The organism is Noviherbaspirillum denitrificans, assembly GCF_002211445.1.
Taxonomy (GTDB): Bacteria; Pseudomonadota; Gammaproteobacteria; order Burkholderiales; family Burkholderiaceae_D; genus Noviherbaspirillum; species Noviherbaspirillum denitrificans.
The window spans coordinates 3,560,476-3,569,811 of sequence record NZ_LSTO01000001.1 but is presented as its reverse complement, the minus strand read 5'-3'; the positions used below and the strand labels follow the sequence as shown (position 1 = coordinate 3,569,811).

The 9,336-nt window shown below is 60.0% G+C and carries 11 protein-coding genes; 10 read left to right on the top strand and 1 reads right to left on the bottom strand.

The window, feature by feature from the left end; translation table 11 throughout:
- The 9 genes from AYR66_RS17255 to AYR66_RS17215 all read left to right on the top strand — a co-directional run.
- The coding region (locus tag AYR66_RS17255) for a heavy metal translocating P-type ATPase (protein WP_141104263.1) at nt 1-1,324 on the top strand (1,324 nt) is incomplete at its 5' end.
- A 9-nt stretch (nt 1,325-1,333) separates the two neighbouring features.
- A complete protein-coding gene (gene ccoS / locus AYR66_RS17250) occupies nt 1,334-1,531 on the top strand; it encodes a cbb3-type cytochrome oxidase assembly protein CcoS (RefSeq protein WP_088708529.1) in 198 nt (65 codons plus the stop codon).
- Nucleotides 1,532-1,688: 157 nt separating this feature from the next.
- Entirely contained in the window at nt 1,689-3,113 is a 1,425-nt protein-coding gene (ccoN, locus tag AYR66_RS17245) for a cytochrome-c oxidase, cbb3-type subunit I (protein ID WP_088708528.1), read from the top strand.
- 14 nt (nt 3,114-3,127) lie between these two features.
- Complete coding sequence (ccoO, locus tag AYR66_RS17240) at nt 3,128-3,745, top strand: cytochrome-c oxidase, cbb3-type subunit II (protein WP_088708527.1); 618 nt, start codon at nt 3,128-3,130, stop codon at nt 3,743-3,745.
- Between the two features lie 2 nt (nt 3,746-3,747).
- Nucleotides 3,748-3,927 carry a cbb3-type cytochrome oxidase subunit 3 gene (locus AYR66_RS17235; RefSeq protein WP_088708526.1) on the top strand — a complete coding sequence of 60 codons (180 nt, stop codon included), beginning with the start codon at nt 3,748-3,750 and terminating at the stop codon, nt 3,925-3,927.
- On the top strand, nt 3,920-4,849 hold the full coding sequence (gene ccoP / locus AYR66_RS17230; RefSeq protein ID WP_088708525.1) for a cytochrome-c oxidase, cbb3-type subunit III: 930 nt from the start codon (nt 3,920-3,922) through the stop codon (nt 4,847-4,849). Before AYR66_RS17235 ends, ccoP begins: the two co-directional genes overlap by 8 nt.
- A 105-nt stretch (nt 4,850-4,954) precedes the next feature.
- Nucleotides 4,955-6,349, top strand: coding sequence for a cytochrome c oxidase accessory protein CcoG (gene ccoG / locus AYR66_RS17225; RefSeq protein ID WP_088708524.1), 1,395 nt, complete (start codon nt 4,955-4,957; stop codon nt 6,347-6,349).
- Between the two features lie 9 nt (nt 6,350-6,358).
- Complete coding sequence (locus AYR66_RS17220; protein WP_234814927.1) at nt 6,359-6,895, top strand: FixH family protein; 537 nt, start codon at nt 6,359-6,361, stop codon at nt 6,893-6,895.
- 209 nt (nt 6,896-7,104) lie between these two features.
- Nucleotides 7,105-7,350, top strand: coding sequence for a hypothetical protein (locus AYR66_RS17215; RefSeq protein WP_337367190.1), 246 nt, complete (start codon nt 7,105-7,107; stop codon nt 7,348-7,350).
- A 54-nt stretch (nt 7,351-7,404) separates the two neighbouring features.
- Here the strand turns inward: AYR66_RS17215 and fnr are convergent, their stop codons facing one another.
- On the bottom strand, nt 7,405-8,166 hold the full coding sequence (gene fnr / locus AYR66_RS17210) for a fumarate/nitrate reduction transcriptional regulator Fnr (protein ID WP_088709879.1): 762 nt from the start codon (nt 8,164-8,166) through the stop codon (nt 7,405-7,407).
- Between the two features lie 278 nt (nt 8,167-8,444).
- Here fnr and AYR66_RS17205 point away from each other — a divergent pair.
- Nucleotides 8,445-9,336, top strand: an 892-nt coding sequence (locus AYR66_RS17205; protein WP_141104262.1) for a class I SAM-dependent methyltransferase, incomplete at its 3' end; no start/stop codon positions are given.

The following is a 9,336-nucleotide window of genomic DNA, read 5'->3' as shown; positions in this document are numbered from 1 at the left end:
GGTCAACGCTACGCAGGCGATCGTGGTCAGGGTGACCAGGATGGCAAAGGAAAGCACGCTGTCCACGCTCGTGAAATTGATCGAACGCGCCGGCCAGGCCAAGCCGCAGCTGTCGCTGTGGGCGGACAAGGTTGCCGCATGGTTCGTTGCGGCATTGCTTGTCTTTGCAGTCGTCATCTTTGGTGTATGGCAGTGGGTCGATCCCTCCCGCGCGTGGCAGATTGCGGTTGCGGTGCTCGTCGTCTCATGTCCTTGCGCACTGTCGCTGGCAACGCCGAGCGCGCTTGCCGCGGCGACCGACAGGCTGGTCAGGCAGGGCGTCCTTGCTGTTCAGCCGCACGTACTCGAAACGCTGTACCGCACCACGCATGTCATTTTCGACAAGACCGGCACACTGACACTCGGCCGTCCCGCAGTGCGTGACATCGCCGTCTTCGGTGCGGATGATGCCGCACGTTGCCTCTCGCTGGCCGCCGCGATGGAAGCATCGAGCGCGCATCCGCTGGCCCATGCAATTGTCGAAGCGGCAGCGAAGGCAGGCGGGCAGGGCGGCGTCACGGTCTCCGGCATCATGCATACCGCCGGGCAGGGATTGGAAGCGGAAGCCGGCGGCCTGCGCTACCGACTCGGTTCCGGAACCTTTGTCGCAGAAATCGCCGGTTCACCGGCGCCGCAGGCCGCAGGCGGCTTCACACCCGTGTATCTCGGCACGGAGGGCGGCTGGCTCGCACGTTTCGACCTCGCCGACGAAGTGCGACCCGATGCCAAGGAAGTGGTCGCGCATTTCCAGTCACATGGAAAGAATGTCATCCTGTTGAGCGGCGACGAAGAGGGCGTAACGCGCCGCGTCGCGGCCGAATTGGGTATCGCCACTGCCCACGGCGAATTCCTGCCGGACCAGAAGCTTGCCTTCGTCCAGCGGTTGCAGCGCGAAGGGGCGGTGGTTGCGATGGTGGGCGACGGCATCAACGACGCTGCCGTTTTGAAAGCAGCCGATGTTTCTTTTGCCATGGGCAGCGGTGCGGCCCTCGCGCAGACCCATGCGGACACGGTCCTGTTGTCGGGACGGATATCGTCCGTGGTGGACGCCTATCGCGCTGCCGCGCAAACGATGGCGGTGATTCGCCAGAACCTGGCCTGGGCCACGATCTACAACATCATTGCCATTCCTGCAGCGGCTGTCGGCCTGCTCAATCCCTGGCTGTCCGGCATCGGCATGTCCGTCAGTTCGGCGGTCGTGGTCATCAATGCATTGCGCCTGCGCCGCATTCCTCGTGTAACATCGGCGTCCCCGGCGGGGCAGCAAGTGCTCAAGGCCGCCTGAAGGATTCACATGGAAGCGCTCTATCTCCTCATCCCGCTCAGCATCATCATCGTGTTCATCGCGATCTGGGTTTTCTTTCGCGCGTCGGACACCGGACAGTTCGACGACCTCGTTGGTCCCGGTATGCGCATCCTGCAGGACGATGACCGACCGCAGGTGGGTGAGTCGTCTGACAAAACTGCCTCCGAAATAAGCAAAAAGGACTAGATAAAAAGGACTAGTTTTCTGCCATTCTCCCTATGAAAATGGCCTTGCGCGCAGAAGGGTTACCTTGATTCGGGTCAATTTGACTTGGGTCAAAGTTTTTAAAAACCCGCAATCGTACTCTCCCCCCATTCGTGTTACTAACCCTGGGAGATCGTACGTGGATACATCACTGAACTACAACTACAAGGTCGTGAAGCAATTCGCGATCGCTACTGTAGTGTGGGGCGTGGTGGGCATGTTGGTCGGCGTTTTCATCGCTGCACAACTTGCCTGGCCCGCACTCAACTTCGACATCGCCTGGCTAAGCTACGGTCGCTTGCGTCCGTTGCATACCAACGCTGTCATCTTTGCATTCGGCGGTTGCGCGCTGTTTGCCACTTCGTACTACGTCGTGCAGCGTACCAGCCAGGTACGACTGTTCTCCGACGCACTGGCCGCCTTCACCTTCTGGGGTTGGCAGCTCGTCATCGTCGCCGCGGCCATCTCCCTGCCGCTGGGCTTCACCTCGGGCAAGGAATACGCCGAACTCGAGTGGCCGATCGACATCCTGATCACATTGGTCTGGGTTTCTTATGCCGTGGTGTTCTTCGGCACGCTGGTCAAGCGCAAAGTACCCCATATCTATGTGGCCAACTGGTTCTTCGGCGCCTTCATCCTGGCCGTCGCACTGCTGCACGTCGTCAACAGCGCCGCGATCCCGGTCACGATGACCAAGTCCTACTCCGCCTACGCAGGCGTGCAGGATGCAATGGTCCAGTGGTGGTACGGCCACAATGCGGTGGGCTTCTTCCTGACCGCGGGCTTCCTGGGCATGATGTACTACTTCATCCCGAAGCAGGCCGACAAGCCGGTGTACTCCTACCGCCTGTCGATCGTGCACTTCTGGGCGTTGATCTTCACCTACATGTGGGCGGGTCCGCACCACCTGCACTATACCGCGCTGCCTGACTGGACCCAGTCCATCGGCATGGTGTTCTCGCTGATTCTCCTGGCACCGTCCTGGGGCGGCATGATCAACGGCATCATGACCTTGTCCGGCGCATGGAACAAGCTGCGCAACGACCCGATCCTGAAGTTCCTGATCGTTTCGCTGTCCTTCTACGGCATGTCGACCTTCGAAGGCCCGATGATGTCCATCAAGACCGTGAACGCACTGTCGCACTACACCGACTGGACCGTCGGCCACGTGCACGCAGGCGCCCTCGGCTGGGTCGGCTTCATCTCCATGGGCGCAATCTACTACTTGCTGCCGCGCCTGTTCGGCAAGAAGGAAATGCACAGCGTTCGCCTGGTCGAAGTCCACTTCTGGGTGGCCACCATCGGCATCGTGCTGTACATCGCAGCAATGTGGATTGCCGGCGTGATGCAGGGCCTGATGTGGCGCGCGGTGAATGCCGACGGCACGCTGACCTACACCTTCGTCGAGTCCGTGAAGGCGACCTATCCGTACTACGTGATCCGCTTTGGCGGCGGCCTCCTGTACCTGACCGGTATGGTGATCATGGCCTACAACACGCTGATGACCGTGCGCGGCGGCAAGACCGTTGATGCGCGCATCCCGGCACTCGCGTCGCACGCTTGAATCAAGGAGCAACAATGAAAAAGTTTACACATGAACTGATCGAGAAGAATCCCTGGCTCCTGATCGGCCTGGTTCTGCTCGTGATCAGCGTCGGCGGCCTCGTTGAAATCGTTCCGCTGTTCTTCCAGAAGTCGACCACCGAGCCGGTCGCCGGCCTGCAGCCGTACTCCGCGCTGCGCCTGACCGGCCGCGACATCTACATCCGCGAAGGCTGCTACAACTGCCACTCGCAGATGATCCGTCCGTTCCGCGCCGAGACCGAGCGTTACGGCCACTACTCGGTCGCCGCCGAGTACGTGTACGACCGCCCGTTCCAATGGGGCTCCAAGCGTACCGGTCCTGACCTGGCACGCGTCGGCGGCCGCTACAGCGACGACTGGCACCGTACCCACCTCGACAATCCGCGCAACGTCGTTCCGGAGTCGAACATGCCGAGCTATCCGTGGCTGGCCACGACCAAGCTCGATCCGCAATCGGCCGCGCCGAAGATGATCGCCCTGCGCAAGCTCGGCCATCCGTACAGCGACCAGGACATTGCTGATGCGCCCAAGCAGCTCGAAGGCAAGACCGAACAGGATGCGCTCGTCGCTTACCTGCAAGGCCTGGGCATCCTGATCAAGGCGAAGAGGTAATCATGAACTTCGAATCCCTGATTTTCGATGCGCGCAATGTGATGACCGTGCTGAGCTTCCTGACCTTCATCGGTATCGTCTGGTGGGCATACAGCGGGCGTCGCAGCGCAGACTTCGAGGCGGCAGCCAACCTGCCGTTCGCCGACGAACAATCGCAAGCTGCGGAGAAACAACATGGCTGATTTTATTAATGAATTCTGGAGTTTTTACGTCGCGATCCTGACGGTTGTCAGTATTGCCGGCTGCTTCATCCTGCTGTGGGTGCAGTCCAAGGCGAAGATCGTCATCGAAGCGGGCAAGGAAGCCGATACGACCGGTCACAGCTGGGACGAAGGCCTGACCGAGCTGAACAACCCGATGCCGCGCTGGTGGATGTGGCTGTTCTACATCACCATCGTCTTCGGCGTGGTCTACCTCGTCCTGTACCCCGGCCTGGGTTCCTTCAAGGGCAAGCTCGGCTGGGCATCTGCAGGCGAGTACCAGGAAGAGCTCAAGAAGGCGGATGCCGATTACGGCCCGATCTTCGCCAAGTACCAGTCGCAGGACCTGAAGACCGTGGCAGCGGACCCGCAAGCACACGCCATCGGCGAGCGCCTGTTCCTGACCTACTGCTCGCAGTGCCATGGTTCCGATGCCCGCGGCAACAAGGGTTTCCCGAACCTGACCGACAAGGACTGGCTGTACGGCGGCGAGCCGGAAACGATCAAGACCACCATCCTGAATGGCCGCAACGGCATGATGCCCCCGATGGGCGCTGCAGTCGGCGGCGACAAGGAAGTGGAAGCGGTTGCACATTACGTGCTGAGCCTGTCCGGCTCGACCGCGGATCCGATCAAGGCTTCGTTCGGCAAGGAGAAGTTCGCGGCTTGCGCAGCCTGCCACGGCCCGACCGGCCAGGGTAACCAGGCGATGGGTGCGCCCAACCTGACCGACAAGACCTGGCTGTATGGCGGCGGTGTGGAGACCATCATGGAAACCGTCCGCAAGGGCCGTAACGGCCAGATGCCTGCGTTCAAGGAATTCCTTGGCGAAGACAAGGTGCACCTGCTGGCTGCTTATGTCTGGAGCCTCTCCAACAACAGCTCCGCAGTCGCACAGAAGTAATCGGCTGTAATTGCATGGCGGTGGCGCGAGTCGCCTCCGCCATGCTTATTCCATAAGGTACCATCGGGGTTCCTTATGAAATAAAGATCAAGCGAGTCGAACATAATGAGTGAACCTGCACCGAAGGTTTCCGTCATTCGGATGTACAAGGCGCGGGAGGAAATCTACCCCCGTGAAATCAAGGGCTGGTACGCCAGCTGGCGCTGGGTTTGCGTCTGGCTGACGCAGCTCGTGTTCTACGGACTGCCGTGGCTGTCGTGGAATGACAGGCAGGCCGTCCTCTTCGACCTCGCCGCCCGCAAGTTCTACATCTTCGGCATCGTGCTGTGGCCGCAGGACTTCATCTATCTTGCGCTGCTGCTCATCATCTGCGCCTATGCGCTCTTCCTGTTCACTGCGGTAGGTGGCCGTCTCTGGTGCGGCTACTCCTGTCCGCAAACGGTCTACACCGAAATCTTCATGTGGATCGAGAGCAAGATCGAAGGCAACCGCAGCCAGCGCATGCGCCTCGACAAGCAGCCGATGTCGGCATCGAAGTTCGCGAAGAAGTCCGCCAAGCACCTCGTGTGGGGTTTGCTTGCGCTGTGGACGGGCTTCACTTTCGTCGGCTACTTCACGCCCATCCTGGAACTGGCCGAATCGGTGAAGACGCTGTCACTGGGCCCGTGGGAGTGGTTCTGGGTGCTGTTCTACGGCTTCGCCACCTATGGCAATGCCGGCTGGATGCGCGAGCAGGTCTGCATGTACATGTGCCCGTATGCGCGCTTCCAGAGCTCGATGTTCGACAAGGACACGCTGATCATCACCTATGACAAGGAACGCGGCGAGCCGCGCGGTGCGCGCAGCAAGTCGGCCGCCAAGTCCTCGCTCGGCGACTGCATCGATTGCTCGATGTGCGTGCAGGTGTGCCCGACCGGCATCGATATCCGCAACGGCCTGCAGTACGAGTGCATCGGCTGCGCAGCCTGCATTGACGCCTGCAACTCGGTGATGGACAAGGTCGGTGCGCCGCGCGGCCTGATCCGCTACTCCACCGACAATGCAATGCGCAACCACCTGTCGGACAAGGAAATCCGCAAGCGTTCGATGCGCCCGCGCGTGATGATCTACACCGCCATCCTGGTGGTTATCGTCGGCGTGTTCTCGGGTTCGCTGATGATGCGTACCTCGCTGAAAATGGACGTGATCCGCGACCGCGGTTCGATGGGGCGCGAAGTCGAGGACGGCATGATCGAGAACGTCTATCGTCTCCAGATCATGAACACCGACGAGAAGCCGCACAAGTACAAGCTGAGCGTGTCGGGTATCGATTCGATCGCACTTTCCTCCTCGGAAGAGGTCGAATTGAAGGCCACCGAATCGCGTGCCGTGCCGGTACGTGTGCGCATCGGGGCGGGCAAGGGCGAGAAGGGCTCGAACAAGATCGCATTTGAATTGCAGGCTGTCGACGATGAGCGCCTGCACGTGAAGGAAAAAGCGGTATTCATCGTGCCGCGATAAGGAGCTTATATGCAGTCCGCAGCCATTCCGAACAAGATGACCACGCACAAACCCTGGTACAAGCACCGCTGGCCCTGGTTCCTGATGCTCGGTCCGGCACTGGTCGTAGCGGCCGGCTGCTACACGGCCTATCTCGCGTTCTCCAACCAGGACGCGCTGGTCGTCGACGATTACTACAAGCAGGGCAAGGCGATCAACCAGGACCTGAGCCGCGACCGCAAGGCGGCGGCAATGGGCATGGACGCCGCGCTGCGCTACGAACCTGCAAGCGGCCAGCTGGTCGGCGTGATCAGCAGCCAGAAGCAGCCGTTCTCCGGAAAGCTGCACGTAAGCCTGGTGCACTCGACGCAGCCGTTGAAAGATTTGAAACTCGATACCTGGGCCGACCAGAAGGGCAAGTTCGCCATCACGATCCCGCTGCTGGACATCGCCCGTTGGCAAGTGGTGGTCGAAGGCGAGCAGCGTGACTGGCGCCTTGCCGGGGAATGGCTATGGCCGCAACAGCAGCAGGTTGAATTGCAGGCGGACCAAGTGGCGCAACGGTAACTTCGATGTAGGGTATTGTCTGACATGTGGCATGAAATGAAATGCTGATGCACAATATCCCCAGCCCGTTTCTTCTCATTCTCGTGAATGGCGTTCCCGAAACCGGGAATGTCAATAGTTCGAAAGTGGGAATGCCTACGTGCTGGATCCGGTAGCAGCTTTACGCCGATTGTTCGGAGTGAAAGGAGGGTAGGTTGATGGCGCGACTGATGATGGTCGTTTTGTGGCCGTCGTTTCTGGTGGCTATCGTCGCGGAAGGATTTTTCTTCTCGCTGTTCGACCCTTATGACTTGTCGCTGTTCGGGAGTTATCCGGACATCAAGCCGTTGGCGGTGTACACCGTCGGATTCTTCTGCTTCTGGCTATTCTGTTCCCTTGCCAGCATGCTGACCTGCTACCTGATGGGCGTGCCGCACGAAAGCCCGGCGGGACGCGGGAGCTTCAAGGGATTGTGAAAAAACAAAGGCGAGCACATGGCTCGCCTTTTTTGTTTCAGCCTGGATTTGGGATCAGGCGCAGCTTTGCGTGCCCTGCGCGACGGCCTTCAGGGTGGCCGGATCGAGAAGTTCCAGCTCCCGGTTGTTGACCTTGATCCAACCCTGCTTCTTGAACTTGGACAGCAGGCGGCTGATGCTTTCGATGGTCAGGCCGAGATAGTTGCCAATTTCTTCACGCGTCATCCGCAGCTGGAAGCTGGTGGATGAGTAACCGCGCACCGAATAACGTGCGGACAAGTTCGTCAGGAAGGCGGCAAAACGCTGTTCCGCACGCATATTCCCCAACAAAAGCATAACACTTTGCTCACGGGTAATTTCCTGGCTCATCATCCGGTGGAAGTGATGGAGCAGGGTGGGCATTTCGGCAAACAGCGCTTCGAGGCGGGCGAAGGGGATTTCGCACACTTCGCTGTCTTCCAGTGCGATGGCGTTGCAATGGTGGCGGTCGGTGCTGATGGCATCCATGCCGAGCAGTTCGCCGGCCATCTGGAAGCCGGTGATCTGCTGGTCGCCGCTCGGATTGATCTGGTGGGTCTTGAAATGGCCCAGGCGAATGGCGTACAGGTTGGTGAACGGGTCGCCAACACGGTACAGGTGGGCGTCGCGCGGCACCTTGCGGCGACGGCCGATGATCTGGTCCAGCTTGGCCATGTCCAGTTCATTCAGGCCCATCGGCAGGCACAGCTGGTGCATGCTGCACGCCGAGCAACGTGCGCGCAGGTCATGGACAGTCGCGGTCGTCTGCTGTTGCTGGGGCTGCGGCTGATGCGGCATCGGGAACGGAACGGTTTGCGTCATGTCGGCATGATTGAGTCGGTGCAGGATCATTTTCGTGCCTTTTCCAAACTTAGAGAAAAATTGTTGTATTGGCCTTGAATTGAGCCAGGTCAAGCAATGTCATGCAAACCCCGTGCCACCCCGAGGCAAAAAGATAAACAAGATGCCAATTCCCGTGCTGTCCTGAACTATTGCTTCCAGGACAGCGCACGATAATGGTCAGCATCCTGCAAGCCCTGTGCTTGCGCCTCCAAGACAACCGGACAGGGAGACACATGCTGACCGAACGCGAAATCGAGAGCTGCTACCTCGGACAATTCATTCCACTCCACTACCACCACAATATGCTGATGGACAACCGGCGCATGGACGGCTTCAAGGCCGCCATCGACGCCGCCGTGTTCCCCGGCGCGAAAGTGCTGGAACTGGGCGGCGGGACCGGGGTGCTGTCATGGTTTGCGTCAGCGAAGGCGGAAAAGGTCTGGTGCGTCGAGTTCAACCCGGACCTGGTGGCGGAGGCGCGGCGGCTCCTTGCGCGCAATGCCAATGGCGACAGGGTGGAAGTGGTCCATGCGGATGCCTTCGATTACCTGCCGCCGGAACCGGTAGACGTCGTGATCTGCGAAATGATCCATGTCGGCATGCTGCGCGAAAAGCAGGTGCAGGTGATCGAAGCCTTCAAGCGCCGCTACCGCCAGCGTTTCGGCGGCAAGCTGCCGGTCTTCATTCCAGAAGCCGCCATCATGGCCGTGCAACCGCTGCAGCAAGCCTATGATTTCCACGGCTACCAGGCGCCGATCGTCCAGTTCCAGGACCTGTCGTTCATCCATCCCGGCAGCATCGAGATGGCCCAGCCTGCCGTCTACAGTGTCCTCGACTTCAATGAGGACACCGCCGAGACAATCCAGTGGGAAGGGTGTTTCACGATGACACAGGGCGGCACCGTCAATGCGCTGCGCTTTATCACCAAGAACATCCTGCATGTGCTCATGCAGCAGGGGACGACCATCGACTGGCTGAACAACTATATGGTGCTGCCGCTTGGCGAGCCGGTCCACGTGCGCGCGGGCGACACGCTACGGGTCGCACTGCAGTACCGCACCGGCGGCTCGCTGCCTGCGCTGCAGCAGGCGATGCGCGCGGAGCTTGTCGTCGTCGAGGACCTTG

Bases quoted from the DNA above. Each gene is read 5' to 3' on its own strand.
- AYR66_RS17215 (WP_337367190.1), top strand. From the start codon at position 7,105: ATGATGGTCGTTTTGTGGCCGTCGTTTCTGGTGGCTATCGTCGCGGAA.
- AYR66_RS17235 (WP_088708526.1), top strand. From the start codon at position 3,748: ATGAACTTCGAATCCCTGATTTTCGATGCGCGCAATGTGATGACCGTG.
- AYR66_RS17220 (WP_234814927.1), top strand. From the start codon at position 6,359: ATGCAGTCCGCAGCCATTCCGAACAAGATGACCACGCACAAACCCTGG.
- ccoO (WP_088708527.1), top strand. From the start codon at position 3,128: ATGAAAAAGTTTACACATGAACTGATCGAGAAGAATCCCTGGCTCCTG.
- ccoS (WP_088708529.1), top strand. From the start codon at position 1,334: ATGGAAGCGCTCTATCTCCTCATCCCGCTCAGCATCATCATCGTGTTC.
- ccoP (WP_088708525.1), top strand. From the start codon at position 3,920: ATGGCTGATTTTATTAATGAATTCTGGAGTTTTTACGTCGCGATCCTG.
- fnr (WP_088709879.1), bottom strand. From the start codon at position 8,166: ATGCCGCATCAGCCGCAGCCCCAGCAACAGCAGACGACCGCGACTGTC.
- ccoG (WP_088708524.1), top strand. From the start codon at position 4,955: ATGAGTGAACCTGCACCGAAGGTTTCCGTCATTCGGATGTACAAGGCG.